This window comes from Stenotrophomonas sp. S4 (assembly GCF_054187805.2).
In genome coordinates this window covers 1,591,979-1,610,077 of the sequence record NZ_CM196188.1, presented here as the reverse complement: position 1 = coordinate 1,610,077, position 18,099 = coordinate 1,591,979, and the positions used below count along the sequence as shown (strand labels likewise).

Annotated in this window: 17 protein-coding genes and 2 tRNA genes; 4 read left to right on the top strand and 15 right to left on the bottom strand. The window is 68.5% G+C overall.

Annotated elements, in window-relative coordinates; translation table 11 throughout:
• Positions 1-12 precede the first annotated feature (12 nt).
• The 11 genes from uvrC to ACUZUJ_RS07315 form a co-directional block, all read right to left on the bottom strand.
• Positions 13-1,857: an excinuclease ABC subunit UvrC gene (uvrC, locus tag ACUZUJ_RS07365; protein WP_119007617.1), complete on the bottom strand. Its 1,845-nt coding sequence runs from the start codon at positions 1,855-1,857 to the stop codon at positions 13-15.
• Positions 1,854-3,266, bottom strand: a complete 1,413-nt coding sequence (locus ACUZUJ_RS07360; RefSeq protein ID WP_119007616.1) for a hypothetical protein — start codon at positions 3,264-3,266, stop codon at positions 1,854-1,856. The genes uvrC and ACUZUJ_RS07360 overlap by 4 nt, the downstream gene beginning before the upstream one ends.
• Positions 3,263-3,751 carry a low molecular weight protein-tyrosine-phosphatase gene (locus ACUZUJ_RS07355; protein ID WP_119007615.1) on the bottom strand — a complete coding sequence of 163 codons (489 nt, stop codon included), beginning with the start codon at positions 3,749-3,751 and terminating at the stop codon, positions 3,263-3,265. The genes ACUZUJ_RS07360 and ACUZUJ_RS07355 overlap by 4 nt, the downstream gene beginning before the upstream one ends.
• A complete protein-coding gene (gene kdsB, locus ACUZUJ_RS07350) occupies positions 3,748-4,521 on the bottom strand; it encodes a 3-deoxy-manno-octulosonate cytidylyltransferase (protein ID WP_049446020.1) in 774 nt (257 codons plus the stop codon). Before kdsB ends, ACUZUJ_RS07355 begins: the two co-directional genes overlap by 4 nt.
• Before the next feature lie 75 nt (positions 4,522-4,596).
• On the bottom strand, positions 4,597-5,616 hold the full coding sequence (gene lpxK / locus ACUZUJ_RS07345; protein ID WP_119007613.1) for a tetraacyldisaccharide 4'-kinase: 1,020 nt from the start codon (positions 5,614-5,616) through the stop codon (positions 4,597-4,599).
• Positions 5,616-7,364, bottom strand: coding sequence for a lipid A export permease/ATP-binding protein MsbA (gene msbA / locus ACUZUJ_RS07340; RefSeq protein WP_075674846.1), 1,749 nt, complete (start codon positions 7,362-7,364; stop codon positions 5,616-5,618). Before msbA ends, lpxK begins: the two co-directional genes overlap by 1 nt.
• Positions 7,361-7,783 (bottom strand): ExbD/TolR family protein, encoded by a 423-nt coding sequence (locus ACUZUJ_RS07335; protein WP_014036620.1) that lies wholly within the window; start codon positions 7,781-7,783, stop codon positions 7,361-7,363. Before ACUZUJ_RS07335 ends, msbA begins: the two co-directional genes overlap by 4 nt.
• Positions 7,784-7,786: 3 nt before the next feature.
• Complete coding sequence (locus tag ACUZUJ_RS07330; protein ID WP_014036619.1) at positions 7,787-8,449, bottom strand: MotA/TolQ/ExbB proton channel family protein; 663 nt, start codon at positions 8,447-8,449, stop codon at positions 7,787-7,789.
• A 3-nt stretch (positions 8,450-8,452) separates the two neighbouring features.
• Complete coding sequence (locus ACUZUJ_RS07325) at positions 8,453-10,852, bottom strand: DNA internalization-related competence protein ComEC/Rec2 (protein ID WP_458220137.1); 2,400 nt, start codon at positions 10,850-10,852, stop codon at positions 8,453-8,455.
• 59 nt (positions 10,853-10,911) lie between these two features.
• On the bottom strand, positions 10,912-12,255 hold the full coding sequence (locus ACUZUJ_RS07320) for a sensor histidine kinase (RefSeq protein ID WP_014036617.1): 1,344 nt from the start codon (positions 12,253-12,255) through the stop codon (positions 10,912-10,914).
• A 1-nt stretch (position 12,256) separates the two neighbouring features.
• The gene (locus ACUZUJ_RS07315; protein ID WP_005415973.1) at positions 12,257-12,928 is read right to left on the bottom strand and encodes a response regulator transcription factor; all 672 of its coding nucleotides are present in this window, start codon (positions 12,926-12,928) and stop codon (positions 12,257-12,259) included.
• Between the two features lie 145 nt (positions 12,929-13,073).
• On the opposite strand from ACUZUJ_RS07315, the gene ACUZUJ_RS07310 reads away from it, so the two are divergent.
• Positions 13,074-13,841 carry a MipA/OmpV family protein gene (locus ACUZUJ_RS07310; protein WP_458220136.1) on the top strand — a complete coding sequence of 256 codons (768 nt, stop codon included), beginning with the start codon at positions 13,074-13,076 and terminating at the stop codon, positions 13,839-13,841.
• A gap of 30 nt (positions 13,842-13,871) precedes the next feature.
• On the top strand, positions 13,872-14,156 hold the full coding sequence (locus tag ACUZUJ_RS07305; protein ID WP_014036615.1) for a hypothetical protein: 285 nt from the start codon (positions 13,872-13,874) through the stop codon (positions 14,154-14,156).
• 87 nt (positions 14,157-14,243) lie between these two features.
• On the opposite strand, the gene ACUZUJ_RS07300 is transcribed toward ACUZUJ_RS07305, so the two are convergent.
• Positions 14,244-14,384 (bottom strand): hypothetical protein, encoded by a 141-nt coding sequence (locus ACUZUJ_RS07300; RefSeq protein WP_162838510.1) that lies wholly within the window; start codon positions 14,382-14,384, stop codon positions 14,244-14,246.
• A 182-nt stretch (positions 14,385-14,566) separates the two neighbouring features.
• On the opposite strand from ACUZUJ_RS07300, the gene ACUZUJ_RS07295 reads away from it, so the two are divergent.
• Entirely contained in the window at positions 14,567-14,869 is a 303-nt protein-coding gene (locus ACUZUJ_RS07295; protein ID WP_197586696.1) for a hypothetical protein, read from the top strand.
• A 131-nt stretch (positions 14,870-15,000) separates the two neighbouring features.
• Here ACUZUJ_RS07295 and ACUZUJ_RS07290 read toward each other — a convergent pair.
• From ACUZUJ_RS07290 to uvrB, 3 genes are all read right to left on the bottom strand, one after another.
• Positions 15,001-15,075, bottom strand: a tRNA-Val gene (locus tag ACUZUJ_RS07290).
• A 98-nt stretch (positions 15,076-15,173) separates the two neighbouring features.
• A tRNA-Val gene (locus tag ACUZUJ_RS07285) sits at positions 15,174-15,248 on the bottom strand.
• Positions 15,249-15,354: 106 nt separating this feature from the next.
• Positions 15,355-17,379 (bottom strand): excinuclease ABC subunit UvrB, encoded by a 2,025-nt coding sequence (gene uvrB / locus ACUZUJ_RS07280; RefSeq protein ID WP_049446011.1) that lies wholly within the window; start codon positions 17,377-17,379, stop codon positions 15,355-15,357.
• A 179-nt stretch (positions 17,380-17,558) separates the two neighbouring features.
• On the opposite strand from uvrB, the gene ACUZUJ_RS07275 reads away from it, so the two are divergent.
• A complete protein-coding gene (locus tag ACUZUJ_RS07275; RefSeq protein WP_235434946.1) occupies positions 17,559-18,053 on the top strand; it encodes a GspH/FimT family pseudopilin in 495 nt (164 codons plus the stop codon).
• Positions 18,054-18,099: the final 46 nt, after the last annotated feature.

The window sequence follows — 18,099 nt, the reverse complement described above, 5'->3', positions numbered from 1 at the left end:
GTGCTTCTCTCTCTACTCGGCCGCATCAGGCGTGGCCAACCCGTGCAGGTTAGCGTAGATACGCGCCGCGAGGGCGTCATTGATGCCTTCCACCCTGGCGATTTCCGCTTCGCCAGCGGCTTTCAGGCCCACAAGACCGCCGAAATGCTTGAGCAGGCTGGCACGGCGGCGCGGCCCGATACCGGGAATGTCTTCCAGCTTGCTGGTCATCCGCGCCTTCTGGCGGCGGCCGCGGTGGCCGGTGATGGCGAAGCGGTGCGCCTCGTCGCGTACCTGCTGGATGAACTGCAGCGCCGGGTTGGCTGCGCCCGGGCGCAGCTCGCGGCCATCGGGCATCACCAGCGCTTCGTGGCCGGCGCGGCGCTCCACGCCCTTGGCCACGCCCACCAGCAGCACGCCTTCCACGCCCAGGTCGGCCAGCGCGGCCTGTGCCTGCGCCAGCTGGCCGGCGCCACCGTCGATCAGCAGCACGTCCGGCAGCACGCCCTGCTCTTCCACTGCGCGGCGGAAACGGCGGTCGATGGCCTGGCGCATGGCGGCGTAGTCGTCGCCCGGCTCGATGCCGCTGATGTTGAAGCGGCGGTACTGCGCGCGCACCGGGCCGGCGGCGTCGAACACCACGCACGAAGCCACGGTCGCTTCGCCCAGGGTGTGGCTGATGTCGAAGCACTCCACCCGCTTGACCGGCTCGGCCAGGCCCAGCATGTCGCGCAGCGCATCGCTGCGCGCGTGCTGCGCATTGCGGCTGTTGAGTTCAGTGGCCAGGGTCAGCTGCGCGTTGCGGCTGGCCAGTTCCACATAGCCGGCGCGCTCGCCGCGCACGTTCCACTTCAGCTGCACCTTGCGCTCGGCCGAGGCCGACAGCGCGGCGACCAGCAGGTCGGCATCGGGAATCTCGCGATCCAGCAGGATCTCGCGCGGCGGCTCGAATTCGATGTAGTACTGCGAGACGAAGGCGGCAAGCACCTCTTCCGGGCTTTCCTCGCCATTGGTGCGCGGGAAGAACGGGCGGGTGCCGAGGTTGCGGCCATCACGGAAGGCCAGCAGCAGCACGCAGGCCTGCGAACCCTGCATGGCCACCGCCAGTACGTCCAGGTCGGCGGCACGGCCATCCACGTACTGGCGGGTCTGCATGCTGCGCAGCGAGGAAATCAGGTCGCGGAGGCGCGCGGCCTGCTCGAACTCCAGCGCCTCGCTGGCGGCCTGCATCTGCTCGCCCAGCTCACGGGTCAGCTCGTCGCTCTTGCCTTCCAGGAACAGTGCGGCGCGGCGTACCGATTCGGCGTAGTCCGGCGCCGGCACCAGCTCCACGCAGGGCGCGCTGCAGCGACCGATCTGGTACTGCAGGCACGGCCGCGAGCGGTTGCGGAACACGCTGTCCTCGCAGCTGCGCAGCTTGAACAGCTTGTGCATCAGGTTCAGCGTTTCGCGCACCGCGGTCACGCCGGGATACGGCCCGAAGTAGCGGCCGGGAATGGCACGCGGGCCGCGATGCAGTGCAATGCGCGGCCAGTCCTCGCGGGTCAGCAGCACATGCGGGTAAGTCTTGTCATCGCGCAGCGAGACGTTGTAACGCGGCGACAGCGACTTGATCAGCTGGTTTTCCAGCAGCAACGCCTCGGCTTCCGAGCGCGTCACGGTCACGTCCATGCGCGTGATCTGCGAGATCATCGACATGATCCGCGCGTTCTTCGGGCTGCCGTTGAAATAGCTGCCGACGCGGTTGCGCAGCGCACGCGCCTTGCCCACGTACAGCAGGGTGTCGTCGGCCGCGTACATGCGGTACACGCCGGGGGCGGTGCTGAGCTGGGCCGCGAAGGCCTTGCCGTCGAAGACCGGAGCGGGAACGTCGGTCATTCGCTGATCGGCACTTCGCTGAGCACGCCGCTGTCGGGATCGAATCGCAGCACGGCGTGGGCGTCGGTCTCGGCGATCCACACCGCACCTGCGCCCACCGCCAGTCCAGCCGGGCCATGCAGGCGGCGCGGCAGCGGCTGGGTGGTCAGTTCGCCGCCGCCCAGGCGCAGCGTGCGCAGGCGACCGTTGCCGGTATCGGCAATCCACAGCAGCGGGGCGTCCGCGCTCAAGGCGATCGCCTGCGGGAACTGCAGGCTGGCCTGCGCGCGCGGGCCGTCTTCACTGCCGAAGCGCCACGGCCCCTGCCCGACCAGCGTCTGCACCAGGTCGCCGCGCAGCTGCAGTGCACGGATCGAGGATCCCAACGCATCGGCGACGTACAGCACCTGCTGCACCACGGCCAGCGCGGTCGGTTGGGCAAAGGCAGCCAGATGGCCGCTGCCATCCCGCTCGTCGATGGAACCACTGCCGGCGCGCCATTGCAGGCTGCGCTGGCCCAGGTGGTAGCTCCAGATACGGTTGTCGCCGGCCATCGCGATGTGCAGCTGGTTGTCGGCGATGGCCAGGCCGACCGGATGGTCCAGCGAGACCTGCCGCGCCTGCGCGACCGGACCTTCCACCGGCGCACCGGGACGCCCGTTGCCACACAGCGTGTCGACGATGCCGGTCAGCAGGTTGATGCGGCGCACCGCGTGGTTGCCGGTGTCAGCGACGTACAGCGAATCGCGCTCCAGCACCAGCGCCTGCGGGCGGTGGAACGCCGCTTCGGCGAGGTTGCCGTCCATGAAATCGGCGGTACCGAGGCCGAACTGGCGCAGGATGCGGCCGCCATGGCTGCATTCGAGAATGCGGTGATGGCCACTGTCGGCGATGTACAGGCGTTCGGTGCTGACCGCCAGCCCCAGCGGGAAACGCAGCGCCTGGCGCGGTTCCGGATGCAGTTCGCTGCCGCCGCGCGGCGGCGCCGAAGGCGCGCCCTGGCACAGCGCGTTCAGGGCGCGCTCCAGTTCACCGGGTGCTCCCTGCCCGACCAGCCGCTGCTGCTCGCGGCCCTGCGCGTCCAGCAGCACCATGGTCGGCCAGGCGGTGACTCCGAAGCGGCGCCAGCCATCCCAGTCGGCATCGAGCAGCACGGGCATGGCCAGGCCCTGGCGGCGCAGCAGCTTCAGTGCGGCATTGGCATCGCGTTCGAAATCGAAGCGCGGCACCTGCAGCACCAGCGGCTGCAGCTTGCCGGGGTGGCGCGACAGCCATTGGCCGAATTCGGCCAGGCGTTGCGCACTCCAGGCGGAGGCCGCATTGACGAACAGCAGTGCGACCGGCCGGCCGCGCAGTTCGGTCAGGGTGCAGGGGGTGGCATTGAGCCAGGTGGCGAACTCGGGCAGGTCCGGGACGGGCTGGACGTTCATGACCCGATTATGCCGGAGTCGGCGTCCTGCAACAGTCGTGCCACCGCACGTTTTGCAGCATCGTCGACCAGCGACCAGACCTGTTCGAAATGATCGCTGCCGCCGGTGTAGGGATCAGGGATCGCTACCCGACCCTGCCCGCCCGACCAGGGCAGGTACAACGCCAGCCGTTCACGCTGCGCCGCCGACGCCAGGCGCCCGGCATCACGCAGGTTGGCCTCGTCGGCACACAGGATCCAGTCGAAACGGTCGAAATCCACGGCCTGCAGCTGGCGTGCGCGCAGGCCACCGATGTCCACGCCGTGCCCGGCCGCGCAGGCGATCGCGCGGCGGTCCGGCGGCTCGCCCACATGCCAGTCGCCGGTGCCGGCCGAATCAACCTGCACCTGCCCGGCCAGCGGCGAGGCATCCAGGCGTGCGCGCAGCGCCCCTTCGGCCATCGGCGAACGGCAGATGTTGCCGAGGCATACGACCAGCAGCCTCATCGCGCCGCCATCGCCTGCAGCAGCCCCTCGGCGCGCTCCAGGTCCTCGGGCGTGTCGATGCCCGGCGGGAACGGCTCGGGCGAGATCGCCACGCTGATCGGGTAGCCCGCTTCCAGCACGCGCAGCTGCTCCAGCGATTCGACCTGCTCGAGCTGGCCTGGCGGCATCGCCGCGAACTGCTGCAGGAAGCCGGCGCGATAGCCGTAGATGCCGATGTGGCGCAGCCAGGCATGGCCGTCCGGCAGCGTGTCGCGGCTGCGCGCGAAGCCGTCGCGGTGCCAGGCGATCGGCGCGCGGCTGAAGTACATCGCTTCGTTGCGCACGTTGCGCACCAGCTTCACCACGTTCGGGTCGAACAGGGTGTGCGCGTCCTCGACGGTCGTGGCGAGGGTCGACATCGGCGCATTGCCAGCGACCAGCGCATCGGCCACCGCGCGGATGCCGGCCGCCGGTGCGAACGGCTCGTCACCCTGCAGGTTGACCACCACCGTGTCATCGGCCCAGCCGGCAATGCGCGCGCACTCGGCCAGGCGATCGGTGCCGGAGGCGTGCGTGGTCGCGGTCATCGCCACCTTCACTTCGGCCAGCCCGGACAGCGCATCGGCAATGCGCTGATCGTCGGTCGCCACCCAGACTTCACGGGCACCGGCCTGCAGCGCGCGGCGCGCCACATGCAGCACCAGCGGCTCGCCGCCCAGCGGGCGCAACGGCTTGCCCGGCAGCCGCGAGGCGGCATAGCGGGCCGGGATGGCGACGACGAATTCGGTCATGCGGGCGGTACTCGGCAGGCTCGTTACAACGGGAATGCGGCCAGCGGCGCGTGAATGCAAGCGCCGCCGCGCCACTCAGTTCGGTCGCAGCTTGTCCAGGCGATCGGTCAGCGCCACCCAGAACGCCGCGGGCAGCTCGGCGCGCAGCGGAACCGCGTAGTGCCAGTCGTTGCCGAACGCACGGCATTTCACCGCGTCCTTCTCGGTCATCAATACCGGCAGCTGGCTGCCGAAGGACAGGTCCTGCGGCTGGTAGACCTGGTGGTCGGCGAACGCATGCGGCACCACGCCGATCCCGCGCGCGCGCAGCATGTCGAAGAAGCGCTGGGGATGGGCAATGCCGGCCACCGCGTGCACGCGCTGGCCCTTGAAGTACGCCAGCGGGCGGGCGCGGCCACCGGCCAGCGGCTGCGCACTGTCGATGTGCAGCGCCATCGGCCACTGGCCGAAGCCACAGGCCTGGGCTGCGGTTTCCTCATCGGCCTGACCGAGGTTGACCACCCGGAAATCGCATTCGCTGGCGCGGCTGACCGGCTCGCGCAACGGCCCGGCCGGAATCATCCGGCCATTGCCGTAGCGACGCTGCGCATCGACCACTTCGATCTCGATGTCGCGCGCCAGGCGGTAGTGCTGCAGGCCGTCGTCGCAGACGATCACATCGCAGCCGGCCTCGATCAGCGCCTTGCCGGCGGCGACACGGTCGCGGTCCACGCGCACTGGCACGCCGGTCTTCCAGGCAATCAGCACCGGTTCGTCACCGCCCTTGGCGGTTGGCGTATCGGCCTGCACCCACAGCGGTTTGTCGGCGTCTTCGCGACCATAGCCGCGGCTGGCCACGCCCGGCTTCCAGCCGGCCGCGCGCAGGCGCTCGACCAGGGCAATGGTCAGCGGCGTCTTGCCGGTACCACCGGCGGTGATGTTGCCGACCACGATGACCGGCACCGGCAGCGAGTGGCGCTTGCGCCAGCCACGCCGATAGGCGCGCCGGCGCAGTGCGGTGACACCTGCGTACAGGGGCGCCAGCAGGCGCATCGTCCACGGAACCGGGGTGCCGTCGTACCAGTACGGCGGGGTCTGGGTACCCTTGCCGGCCATCAGTCCTGCCTTTCGCGGAACTGCATGCTGTGCAGATGCTGGTACAGGCCGCCCAGTTCGAGCAGCTCCTTGTGGGTGCCGCGTTCAACGATGCGGCCATGGTCCATCACCAGCACCTGGTCGGCATGCTCGATGGTCGACAGGCGGTGCGCGATGACCAGCGTGGTGCGTTCCGGCATCAGGCGCTGCAGCGCATCCTGCACCAGACGCTCGGATTCGTTGTCCAGCGCCGCAGTGGCTTCGTCGAGGATCAGGATCGGAGCATCGCGCAGGATCGCGCGGGCAATCGCCAGGCGCTGGCGCTGGCCACCGGACAGCAGCGCGCCGTTCTCACCCACCGGGGTCTGCAGCTGCTGCGGCATGCGTGCGATGAATTCCCAGGCGTTGGCAGCTTCGGCGGCCGCACGGATCTGCTCGTCGGTCGCTTCCATGCCATAGGCGATGTTGGCGGCGATGGTGTCGTCGAACAGCATCACCTTCTGACCGACCATCGCCACCTGGCGGCGCAGGTCGGCCAGCGGGTAGTCGTCCAGGGCCACGCCATCGAGGGTGATGACACCGCCGCTGGGCTCGTAGAAGCGCGGCACCAGCCGGATCAGGCTGGTCTTGCCGCTGCCCGAACGACCGACGATGGCCGTCACCGTACCCGGCCTGGCAACGAAGCTGATGTCATCCAGGGCAATGCCACTGTCTTCGCGATAGCGCAGCATGACGTGGTCGAACGCCAGTTCGCCGCGTACGCGCTGCACGCGGTGCTGGCCCTCGTCACGCTCCACCGGCATGTCGATGATGCCGAACAGGCGCTCGGCGGCGGAAACACCGCGCGAAATCGAGGTCTGTACGCTGGTCAGGCGACGCAGTGAGGGAATGATGGCCATCATCGAGGTCATCAGGCCCATGAACTGGCCGGCATTGAGGCGGCCCGCGAGGGCTTCGCGGGTCGACACCCAGACGATCACCGCCAGCGCCAGTGCGGCCAGGAACTGCACCACGCTGGACGCGGCGGCGCGGGTAACCTCGACCTTCATGTTCAGCGCCAGCATGCGGTTGGCCAGGCGCGAATAGCGCGAGATCTCGTGCTGCTGGGTGCCATGCACCTTCACTTCCTGCTGCGCGGCCAGCGACTGCTCGGCGGTCTGGGCCATCGTGCCCATGCCGTCCTGGATGCCGCGGCTGATGCGCCGGTAGCGCTTGCCGACGTAGGACACGATCACGCCGATCAGCGGCACCACCACCAGCATCGCCAGGGTGACCTTGACGCTCATCTGCAGCATCACCGCCAGCATCGCGATGATGGTGAGGGTATCGGCCACCACGGTCTTCAGCGCGTCGGCGCTGGCCTGGGTGACCTGTTCCGTATCGAAGTTGAGGCGGCTGACCATCACCGGCGTCGCTTCGGTATCGAAGTGCGACGACGGCAGGTGCAGGTACTTCTGCAGCACCTGCTCACGCAGGTCGCGGACCACGCTGCGGCCGGTCTTGGCCAGCGTGTAGTCGCTGACCCAGGTGGCCACGCTGCGCATCAGGAACAGGCCGAGGATGGTCAGCGGCAGCACCACGGCCGCGCGCGGCTGCGGATCGACGAAACCTTCGTTGACCAGCGGCTCCATCAGCTTGGTGAAGTGGTAGCCGGCCAGGGCTTCGACCACCATGGCGATGACCGCGCCCACCATGAATACCCAGTAGGTGCGGGTGTAGCCCAGCAGACGTTTGTAGATCGGCCACACCGGCGCGTGATGGGAACTCATGGACGCACCTCTGGCGCAGTTGCAATGGCGATACGACGGAAACCGAGCTGACCGAGCGCGTCCTGCGCAGTCACCACGGCTTGGTAGGGAGTACGCGCGTCGGCGCGCAGCAGCACGGGCTGGCTGCGATCACTGCCGGCGACGGCGGCGATGGTCTGCTTGACCGACTCGACATCGCTGCGCAGCACTTCCTGGTCATTGATGAAATAGCGTCCTTCGGCGTTGATCAGCACGCTGAGCGAACGCGGCGGCTCGTTGTTGGGCTGCTGGCTGGCGGTAGGCAGCTGCACCTGCAGCGTCGAGCGCGCATCGAAGGTGGTGGTGACCACGAAGAAGATGATCAGCACCAGGATGACGTCGATCAGCGGGACCAGATCGATATGCGGCTCATCCTGGGATCGGTCATTGCCGATACGCATCGATCAGGCCTTCGCCGTGGCGGCGTTGGCGGGGCGTGCCGACGGTGACGGGTTCATCACCCCCGGGCGACCGTCGAGCGTGTCCAGCAGGGCGCTGGCTTCCTGCTCCATCTCCACCACGTAGCCGTGGATGCGGCCCTTGAAGTAGCGATGGAACATCAGTGCCGGGATGGCCACGATCATGCCGGTGGCGGTGCACACCAGGGCCTTGCCGATACCGCCGGCCAGCTGGTTCACATCACCCACGCCATGGTCGAGGATGCCCAGGAACATCTGGATCATGCCGATCACGGTGCCCAGCAGGCCCAGCAGCGGGCCGGCCGACGCGATGGTGCCCAGCGCGTTGAGGAAACGCTCCATGCGGTGCACCAGATGGCGGCCGGTATCCTCGATGCGCTCGCGGATCTGGTCGCGCGGGCGGTTGCGGGCTTCCAGCGCGGCCGCCAGCAGTGCGCCCAACGGCGAGTTGGCACGCAGGGTCTGCAGGTGCGCCGGGTCAAGCTTGCCGCGCGCGGCCCAGTTGCGCACTTCTTGGCCGAGGCCGGGCGGCAGCACCTCCGTTCGCCGCAGGGACCAGAAACGCTCCAGGATGATCGCCAAAGCCAGTACGCCCAACAGCAGCAGCGGCACCATCGGCCAGCCACCGGCCTTGACCAGTTCCCACACGTTTCAACCCTCCGGCCCAACGGCCGCTTGTTCGATCGGCGATAGGATAGCAGCCGACCGCGCCCGCCCAGCGGCATCCCACCACCGGGATGCATGGATACGCTGTTCACGCAGCTGCAGCCCTTGTGCGCCAAGCCATACGCGGATCGCACCAGACTCCACGGTGGACACCACCTCGGCCCCCTGCGCCTGCCAGCGCCGGACCACGTCCCGGCGCGGGTGGCCGAAACGGTTCTGGTGCCCGGCCGAGACCAGTGCCAGCCGGGGGGACACCGCCGCCACCCAGGGCGCGCTGGAGCTGCCGCCGCTGCCATGGTGCGGCACCAGCACCACATCCGCCTTCAGCGCCGCCGGAGACGCCCGCAACAGCGCCTGTTCGGCCGGACGGCCGATGTCCCCCGGCAGCAGGACCACGCCATGGGCGCCGGCCACGCGCAGCACGCAGCTGTCCTCGTTTTCGGCCCGCTGGCTGCCGGCATCCGGGTGCAGCACCTGGAAATCGACGCCGTCCCAGTGCCAGCGCAGGCCGCGCTGGCAACGCCCGGCCCCGGCGATCGTACTGCCTGGCGGCGCCAGCAATGACAGACCCGGCAGCTGAAGACGCAGGCGCGGCAGGTTGCCCGCATGATCGAGATCGTCGTGGCTGAGCAGCACCCGCTCGGGCGGAGCCTGGCCCAACGCCCGCAGTGACGGAACCAGGATTCGCTCACTGCCCTCGCCCCCGTTCGGCGGCCCCACGTCATACCAGAGCGCATGCCGCGCGGTACGCAGCAACACCGCCGTACCCTGGCCAACGTCGTGCACCAGCAGCTCCAGCTCCCCCTCGGCCGGGCGCTCACGCGCCGGCCACAGCAGCGGCAGGCACAGCAGCAGGCCAGCCAGCCCGCCCCCGGCACCGCGTGGCAGCAGCCCCCAGAACACACCCAGCAGCGCCGCCGGCACGGCCCAGGCCGGCGCCTCGGCCAGCCACCACATCGCCTGCGGGTGCGCCGCCAGCGGCTGCAGGGCCTGCCAGCTGATCTCGAACAGCCACGCCGCCGCACGCCACGCCCAGCACCCGGCCCCCTCATGCAGCACCTGCAGGGCGGTGCCCAGCAGCGACAGCGGCACCACCAGCAGGGTCCACCATGGAATGACCGGCAGGTTCACCAGCGGCCCCAGCCAGGCGGTGCCACCGAACAAGGCGATACCCAGCGGCAACAGGCCGACGCTGGCCACCCCCTGTGCGGCCAGGAACCCGCGCAGGTTGGCAGCCATCCCGCGCGGACGTCCCTGTGGCAGGCACCACACCAGCCACAGCACGCCACCGAAGCTGAGCCAGAAACCCGCTGACAGCACCGACAGGGGCGCCGGCAACAGCAGCGCCAGCGCCGCCAACGCAAGCCCCTGCACGGCACCGAGCGGGCGCCGCCCGCTGCGTGCCAGTGCGATCAACCCGATCATCAGCGCCGTGCGCACGGTCGGCAACTCGCCGCCGGCCAGCAGCGCATAGCCTGCTGCGGCCAGGGCCGCGGCGCAGGCCGCCGCCTGCGGACGTGGCCAACGGCAGGCCAGCAGCGGGCACAGCCACCACAGCCCGCGGCACAGCAGCGCCCCCAGCCCCGCGACCACCCCGACATGGAACCCGGAAATGGCCACCAGATGGGTCAGTCCCAGCGCCCGCAACTGATCCCAATCACTGTCGGACAGGCCACGCGTATCGCCCAATGCCAACGCCTGCACGAAGCGCGCGGCCGGATGGGCCGCCTGCGCGGCAATGGCGGCACTGGTGCGCTCACGCCATGCCGGCAGGCCATGCGCGGCCTGCAGCTCACGCGCGCTGGCCGGCGCCCGCACTGTCCCACTGCCGGACACGCCTCGCAGCAACGCATGGCGCTCACCGTCGAAACCACCGGGATTGATCCGCGAACGCGGCGCCCGCACGCGCAGGGCCAGATGCCACTGCGCGCCGGCCAGGACCTGATGGCGCCCTCGCCCGGCGTCGCTGGGATCGGTGGTACGCCAGGCATCGTTCCAGGTGACCTGCAGGCGCTTGCCACGCAGTGATGGCAGGTCGGTGCTCTCATTGACCTGCAGCAGGAAGCGGGTGTGCGCGGCGCCGTGATCCGGCAGATCGATGACCCGGCCACTGACCACCACATTCCGTGGCGGCTGGCCCGGTGGAAGCTGCTCCTGCAGCGCCCAGTGCCCGTGCACCGCCGTCCAGCCAACACCGAACAGCACGACCGCAGGCAGACGCCCGCGCCAGCGCAGCCCCCACCCTGCACTGCCGAGCACGATCATCAGCGTGCAGGCCCACAGCGGCGGCAGCAGCGGCAGCTGCACGCAGGCCAGCGCGCCCAGCGTCAGCGCCGCAGCGGCGCCACTGCCCAGCAAGGGAGACGGGGAACGCTCATCGGCCATGCAGCCAGCCTGCCGCCGCCGGCAGCAGGTTGCCTATCGGGACTTGCCCCGAAGCTGCGTCAGCGTCGAACGCTGCCGCGATGGAAGTTGACCCGGAAGCTCGCGCCGCCCCCGGAGGCCTCGCCGACACTGACCGAGCCACCGTGGTGCTGCACGATTTCCTTCACCAGGTGCAGGCCGAGACCACTACCGCTGCCCGCCGCGCGCAGGCGATGGAACGGCTCGAAGATCGCCTCACGATCGCCCACCGGAATGCCCGCGCCCTGGTCGCTGACTTCCAGCAACCCGCGCGTATCCAACCGCACGCAGATGGTGCCACGGCCACCGCCATGCACGATCGCGTTGTGTACCAGGTTGGCGATCACCCGCCCCAGCGCCAGGCTGTCGCCGTGGATCCACACCGGCGCTTCCGGCGCATCCACTTCGAAGCCATAACCGGCGCCAACCACCAACGGCGCCAGGTCCGCCGCTGCTTCACGCACCAGCAGGGCCAGGTCCAGCCGCTGCAATGCACCCACGTTGCGGTCCAGGCGCTGCAGGTCGAGCAGGTGCTCGGCAACATTGCCCAGCCGTGCCACGTCGGTCAGCAGCTGCGATTTCAGCTCGCCCTGCGGCAGCTGCGACAGGCGCGCCTGCACCACGGCGATCGGCACGCGCAGCTCGTGCGCGGCGTCGGCAAGGAACTTGTCGCGCGCGGCATAGCCCTGCTGCACTTTGTCGATGGCGTCGTTGAACGCTTCCACCAGCGGTGCCACTTCCGTGGAGACCAGCTGCGCATCCAGGCGTGCACCGGGCTGGCCGATGTCCAGTTCCTTGGCCTGCTGCGCGGAACGGCGCACGCCTCGCATCGCACGGTGGATCACGGTCGGCATCACCAGCAGGGTGACGACGATCAGTGGCAGGAAGAACCACAGGCCGATCAGGCGCAACACCATCAGCGCGCCATCCAGCAGCCCGCCCTTGGGTGCGCCACCGACCATCACCGTGATGCGGCGCCCATCCTCGTTGCGGATCATGACCCGCGCCACGTCCAGATAGGGCGGTACCAGCGAACCCAGTTCAGTGGCACCCACGGTCGGCAGGCGGGCGAGCAGCGGCGCGTGGATTGCCGGAATGGTGCCGCGCTCCAGCCACATACCCTTGTCGTCCACAGCGGCGAACCAGAGATTGCCGCCGGCGTTGGCATCGAGCTTGTCCCAGCGCGCCTGGTCCAGCACCAGGCGGCCGCCTTCGCTGTGCACCGCCTTGGCCACGGCCTCGGCAACGAACATGTCCATGCCCCAGGAGTCCTTGTCCCCCCAGGTCAGGATCAGCGCGACCACCGCGAACAGCACGGTAAAGGCCTGCGCCAGGAACAGGCGCCAGGCCAGGCCAAGGGTGATCGAACGGATCGGACGGGCCATCTCAGGCCTCCGCCAGCAGGTAGCCGACGCCCCGTATCACGTGGATCTCCACGCCGGCACCGGCCTGCTGCAGCGCCTTGCGCAGCTTGGAGATGTGCGCGTCGAGCGCATTGGACTGGATCTCATCGTCGAAACCGTACACCGCAGCCTCCAACGCACTGCGGGTGACCGTGCGCCCCTGCCGCATCGCCAACGCCTGCAGCACCAGCACCTGCCGCCGTGGCAATGCCAGTGGCTGGCCCTCCACCTGTGCCTGCAGCGATTCGAAATCGAACTCGAGCCGCCCCAGCCGCAGGCTTGGCGTCACCATCGCCGAGGGCCTGCGCGAAACGGCGCGGATGCGTGCCATCAGTTCCTCGATCGCCACCGGCTTGACCAGATAGTCATCGGCACCGACGTCCAGGCCTTCGACCTTGTCCGACAGCGTGCCCTTGGCGGTCAGCATGATCACCGCCAGGTTCGGCCGCAGCGCGCGCGCCGTCGCGACGAATCCGGCGCCATCGCCATCGGGCAGCTGACGGTCGAGCAGCAGCAGCTGGTGCACCGGTTCGCGCAATGCGAGCGCGGCCTCGGCCAGGCTGCCGACCACGTCGGCGACCACGCCCTGCCGCTCCAGGCCCGACTGCAGGGCACGGGACAGATCAGGATCGTCTTCGACCAGGAGGATGCGCATCAGGGACTCGTCAACCGGAAACGCTGCCGATCATAGTGCCTGGCGCCGTGATTTTGCGCCCATGCATGCCGAACGCGCGGGCGCAATGTTCTGACAATGTTGCCCCGTCACCATGCGCAGCCATCCCCTGCAACGTGGCTGATCGATGCCGTCGCTGTCCCCGACCCTGCTGCGCCCGCTGCTGTTCACCGCTGCCCTCGGCGTGCCGCTGCTCGCCCATGCTGCCGGGCAGGACCCGGGCGTGCAGGCCGGCATCAGCGCTGGCGCCACCTCCGGCGCATACGCGCACTATGACGTCAAACCGCTGGTGGTACCGGCCGTTGCCTGGCAGGGCGAGCGCTTCTTCGCCAGCCCTGGCTCGCTGGGCATGTACCTCTACAAGGGCCAGGGACTGCGCCTGTCGGCGGCGGTCACGCCCTACACGCTGCGCTTCAAGACCGACGATGTGAACGATGCGCAGCTGCGCCGCCTGCACAGCCGGCAGATGTCGGCCATGGCGGGGATCAACGGTGAGTACAGCGCCGACTGGGGCATGGTCGAGGCCAGCGTGATGCGGGAAGTCACCGGCCATGGCGGCGGTATCGAGTCGCGCCTGCATTACAGCTACCTGATCCAGGCAGGTCGCTTCACCTGGGTGCCGCGGGCGGGCGTGGTGCATTCCAGTGCACGGCTGCTCGACTACTACTACGGCATCAGCGACGAAGAAGCACTGCGCTCGGGCCTCGCCGCTTACCGCCCGGGCAGTACCACGTCGCCGAGCCTGCAGATCGCGGTCAGCACGCCGTTGGGCACGAAATGGCGCGCCACCGGCGTGGTGGCCAACCAGTGGTTCGGTGATGCAGTGAAGGACAGCCCGATGGCACGACGTGGCACGCAGACGTCAGCCTTCGTTTCCCTGATGCGCGCCTTCTGAGCGCGTGCCCCCTACGGACAAGGACCCCCCATGGCCTCCGTCTCCCCCGCCACCGAAGCCCACGCGATCCTGCGCGCGCCCGACCTGGACAGCGCCGAGCGCGTCTATCTGGGGCTGATGCCCGACCTTGAACACGTGAACGCACTGGCACGCCGTGCAGTGGGCCTGTCACGCGTTGCCGACGCCGCACGCGGCTATGCGCTGTCGATGACCCTGGTCGGACTGCGCCTGCAGGAGCTGGAGATGGGCGAACCAACGGCCCGGGAACATCGCCAGGCGACCCTGCGCAGCCTGCGCCAGGCCTTCAGCGCCTGACGACACACGCACGGACACTGCCGCCGCGCTCTTGCGGCGGCACCCGTATTCACTGCATCAGCAGAGAAGCCCGCGCGGCAGCGTCGCTCAGCGCAGCGTGGTCCACGCCAGCAGCGCGCACAGGATCGCAACCCAGATCACTGCCTTGAACGTGCCTTCCAGCATGTTGCCGCCGAACAGGCGTTCCAGGAACGGATTGGGCCTGGACACCGGGACGTGATCGCTCATGCGGCAGCTCCTTGCAGTGATGGCGCGGTTGCGCGGTAGCGCCGAGTCTACGCCTGCGCGGCCCGGATTCATCGGCGCCTGCCTGCCTTTGGCGACGCAATCCCCGCCTTCGTCGCAGGCCGGCTGCGGTGCCCGGCCGGCCATGCCAGCCTGCATGCACTTTCCCGCTGGAGCACCGTGCCATGCCGATGCTTGCCCTGATCCTGCTGTTCTCCAGCCTGTTCGGCAACGGCAGCGGGCCCACCGAGGATGCCCTGCGCAGCCAGATCCTGCGCACCGAGGGCCCGCAGGACACGCATGAAGCGCTGCCCCTGCAGCTCTATCACCTGCGCCAGGACCGCGTGCTGCGCCTGGGCAGCCAGCAACCGGCAGGCGACCACGGCGGCAGCCCTCATGCTGCGCTGGCCCGGGTACGTGTGGCGCAGCTGTGGGAGCGCGTCGATGGCCACTGGCAGATCCAGCGTTCGATCACCATCACCCGCTGATTTCACGCCACTGAACCGGTAGGGAGGCGGCTTCGCGGAAACGCCGGGGCACTGTCCCCGGAACGAAAAAAGCCGGCCCCGGGGCCGGCTTTCATCCTTTCCACCGCTACACCGGCAACGCCGGGAGCAGGTGGTGGGCGGTACAGGGTTCGAACCTGTGACCCCTACCATGTCAAGGTAGTGCTCTACCGCTGAGCTAACCGCCCATCTTGTTCTTGCCGCCCGAAGACTGGCCTTGTTACGTAAAAACCCGGCGCCAGGGCCGGGCTTTGCAGTTCACGACAGCCCTCCTGCGAGGACTTCGTGGTGGGCGGTACAGGGTTCGAACCTGTGACCCCTACCATGTCAAGGTAGTGCTCTACCGCTGAGCTAACCGCCCGTTTTGCTTCTGCATTTCCGCGATTGCGTCGGTGCAGGCCGCGTATATTACGGATGCCGGCAGGGAAGCGCAACACTTTTGTGAAGATGATGCTGCACTGCCGCGTTCAGCCCAGGCTGGCTTCCTTCAGCTGCCGGATCTGGTCACGCACGCGCGCGGCATCCTCGAATTCCAGGTCCTTGGCGTGCTGGTACATCTGCTGTTCCAGCGCCTTGAGACGGACCCCAAGCTGCGCCGGCGACAGCGAACGATAGTCGGCCGCCTCTTCGGCCACGCCCGCCCGACCCTTGCCCTTGCCCTTCTTGGATTCCTTTTCCGCGGCATCCGAACGCGCGCCTTCGAGGACATCGACGATCGGGCGCGCCACCGAGCGCGGCACGATGCCATGTTCTTCGTTGTACTCGACCTGCTTGGCGCGGCGACGGTCGGTTTCATCGATTGCCGCCTGCATAGAACGGGTGATCCTGTCGGCATACAGGATCGCCTTGCCACGCACGTTGCGGGCAGCGCGGCCGATGGTCTGGATCAGCGAGCCGGTGGAGCGCAGGAAGCCCTCCTTGTCGGCGTCGAGGATCGCCACCAGCGATACCTCGGGCATGTCCAGGCCCTCGCGCAGCAGGTTGATGCCGACCAGCACATCGAACTTGCCCAGGCGCAGGTCGCGGATGATCTCCACGCGCTCGACCGTGTCCACGTCCGAGTGCAGGTAGCGCACGCGGATGCCATGCTCGGTCAGGTATTCGGTGAGGTTCTCGGCCATGCGCTTGGTCAGCGTGGTGACCAGCACGCGGTCACCCGCCTTGATGCGCTCGTTGGCCTCGCTCATCAGGTCGTCGACCTGGGTGCCCACCGGGCGGATCTCCACCACCGGGTCGATCAGGCCGGTCGGGCGCACCACCAGCTCGGTGATCTCGTCACCGGCCTCGCGGTATTCGTAAGGCCCCGGCGTGGCAGACACGTAGATCGCGCGCGGGCAGCGCTCCTCCCATTCCTCGAAACGCAGCGGACGATTGTCCAGCGCCGACGGCAGCCGGAAGCCGAACTCGACCAGGGTCTCCTTGCGTGAGCGGTCACCCTTGAACATGGCGCCGATCTGCGGAATGGTCACATGCGATTCGTCGATCACCAGCAGCGCATCGGCCGGCAGGTAGTCGAACAGGGTCGGCGGCGGCTCGCCCGCGTTCTTGCCGGTCAGGTGCCGTGAGTAGTTCTCGATGCCGTTGCAGTAGCCGACCTCGGCCATCATTTCCAGGTCGAACTGCGTGCGCTGGGCCAGGCGCTGCGCCTCCACCAGCTTGTTCTGCGCGTACAGCTGCTCCAGCCGTTCCTTCAGCTCCACCTTGATCGTCTCGATCGCCGCCAGCACGCGCTCACGCGTGGTCGCATAGTGGGTCTTCGGGTAGACCGTGAAGCGCTGCATGTTGCGCAGCGTCTCGCCGGTCAACGGATCGAACAGGGTGATCTTCTCGACCTCGCCATCGAACAGTTCGAGGCGCAGTGCTTCGCTGTCCGACTCGGCCGGGAACACGTCGATCACTTCGCCGCGCACGCGGAAGGTACCGCGCTGCAGCTCGTACTCGTTACGTGTGTACTGCAGCTGGGTCAGGTGATTGATCAGGTCGCGCTGGTCGATGCGCTCGCCCCTGGACAGGATCAGGCGCAGCGACAGGTAGTCTTCCGGTGCACCCAGGCCATAGATCGCCGACACCGTCGCCACCACGATCGCATCCGGGCGCGACAGCAGGGTCTTGGTCGCGGCCAGGCGCATCTGCTCGATGTGCTCGTTGATCGAACTGTCCTTCTCGATGAAGGTGTCCGACGACGGCACGTAGGCTTCCGGCTGGTAGTAGTCGTAGTAGCTGACGAAATACTCCACCGCGTTGTGCGGGAAGAACGCCTTGAACTCGCCATACAGCTGCGCCGCCAGCGTCTTGTTCGGCGCCATGATCAGCGTCGGCTTCTGCACGTTCTGGATGACGTTGGCGATGGTGTAGGTCTTGCCCGAGCCGGTCACGCCGAGCAGGGTCTGCTTGGCGATGCCGGCCTCGAAGTTGCTGGTCAGCTTCGCGATGGCATCGGGCTGGTCGCCCGCCGGCGAATACGGCGAGACAAGTTCAAAACTGTCGCTCATGGTGTTGCCAGTTCCCGGGAAGGATGAGTATACGGGGCAAGGGGTGATGGCTGGCTGAGGGGTCGCCGGGCAGCCCGCCACGGGGATTCCCGATGGCGGTCGCGCAGCCCGGCGCGGAGGCTGGATGCATGCACCCGACCTACACCCCCTGCCCCCTCGGCCCCCGCTCAGCGCGGGGCGTGCACCTGACTGAACTGCTGGTGGTCATCGCCGTGCTGGCGGTGCTGCTGGCCGCGTCCTGGCCGGCGCTGCAGCCCCTGCTGCTGCGGCAACGCGCCGATGCACTGCAGCTGACCCTGCACGCGAGCCTGTCCAGCGCGCGCAGCGAGGCAGTGCGCAGGCGTGAGCTGATCGGCCTCTGCGCCAGTGTCGACGGCCTGCGCTGCAGCGACGACTGGAGCGCAGGCTGGATCATCTACCGCAGTGGCGACCGGCGCGGGGAGCCGGCGTCGTCGGAGGTGATCCTGAGCCATCACACTGGGCGCTCGGACGTCTCGATCCATGCCCAGGCCAGCAGTGGGCGCCCGCAGCTGTTCTTCCAGGCAGATGGACGCAGCCCGGGGGCCAACCTGACCCTGCGCATCTGCGCAGGCAACCGGCTGCACGGTGCGCTGATCGTCAACAATGGCGGCCGCGCCCGCAGTGAGCGCGTGGACCGCGATACACCCTGCTGAATGCTCTCGCAGAAAAGCAAAAGCCGCGATTTCTCGCGGCTTTTGC

Excerpts from the sequence above, each read along its gene's own strand:
- uvrC (WP_119007617.1), bottom strand. The coding sequence starts at position 1,857 with ATGACCGACGTTCCCGCTCCGGTCTTCGACGGCAAGGCCTTCGCGGCC.
- ACUZUJ_RS07360 (WP_119007616.1), bottom strand. The coding sequence starts at position 3,266 with ATGAACGTCCAGCCCGTCCCGGACCTGCCCGAGTTCGCCACCTGGCTC.
- ACUZUJ_RS07355 (WP_119007615.1), bottom strand. The coding sequence starts at position 3,751 with ATGAGGCTGCTGGTCGTATGCCTCGGCAACATCTGCCGTTCGCCGATG.
- kdsB (WP_049446020.1), bottom strand. The coding sequence starts at position 4,521 with ATGACCGAATTCGTCGTCGCCATCCCGGCCCGCTATGCCGCCTCGCGG.
- lpxK (WP_119007613.1), bottom strand. The coding sequence starts at position 5,616 with ATGGCCGGCAAGGGTACCCAGACCCCGCCGTACTGGTACGACGGCACC.
- msbA (WP_075674846.1), bottom strand. The coding sequence starts at position 7,364 with ATGAGTTCCCATCACGCGCCGGTGTGGCCGATCTACAAACGTCTGCTG.
- ACUZUJ_RS07335 (WP_014036620.1), bottom strand. The coding sequence starts at position 7,783 with ATGCGTATCGGCAATGACCGATCCCAGGATGAGCCGCATATCGATCTG.
- ACUZUJ_RS07325 (WP_458220137.1), bottom strand. The coding sequence starts at position 10,852 with ATGGCCGATGAGCGTTCCCCGTCTCCCTTGCTGGGCAGTGGCGCCGCT.
- ACUZUJ_RS07320 (WP_014036617.1), bottom strand. The coding sequence starts at position 12,255 with ATGGCCCGTCCGATCCGTTCGATCACCCTTGGCCTGGCCTGGCGCCTG.
- ACUZUJ_RS07315 (WP_005415973.1), bottom strand. The coding sequence starts at position 12,928 with ATGCGCATCCTCCTGGTCGAAGACGATCCTGATCTGTCCCGTGCCCTG.
- ACUZUJ_RS07310 (WP_458220136.1), top strand. The coding sequence starts at position 13,074 with ATGCCGTCGCTGTCCCCGACCCTGCTGCGCCCGCTGCTGTTCACCGCT.
- ACUZUJ_RS07305 (WP_014036615.1), top strand. The coding sequence starts at position 13,872 with ATGGCCTCCGTCTCCCCCGCCACCGAAGCCCACGCGATCCTGCGCGCG.
- ACUZUJ_RS07300 (WP_162838510.1), bottom strand. The coding sequence starts at position 14,384 with ATGAGCGATCACGTCCCGGTGTCCAGGCCCAATCCGTTCCTGGAACGC.
- ACUZUJ_RS07295 (WP_197586696.1), top strand. The coding sequence starts at position 14,567 with ATGCCGATGCTTGCCCTGATCCTGCTGTTCTCCAGCCTGTTCGGCAAC.
- uvrB (WP_049446011.1), bottom strand. The coding sequence starts at position 17,379 with ATGAGCGACAGTTTTGAACTTGTCTCGCCGTATTCGCCGGCGGGCGAC.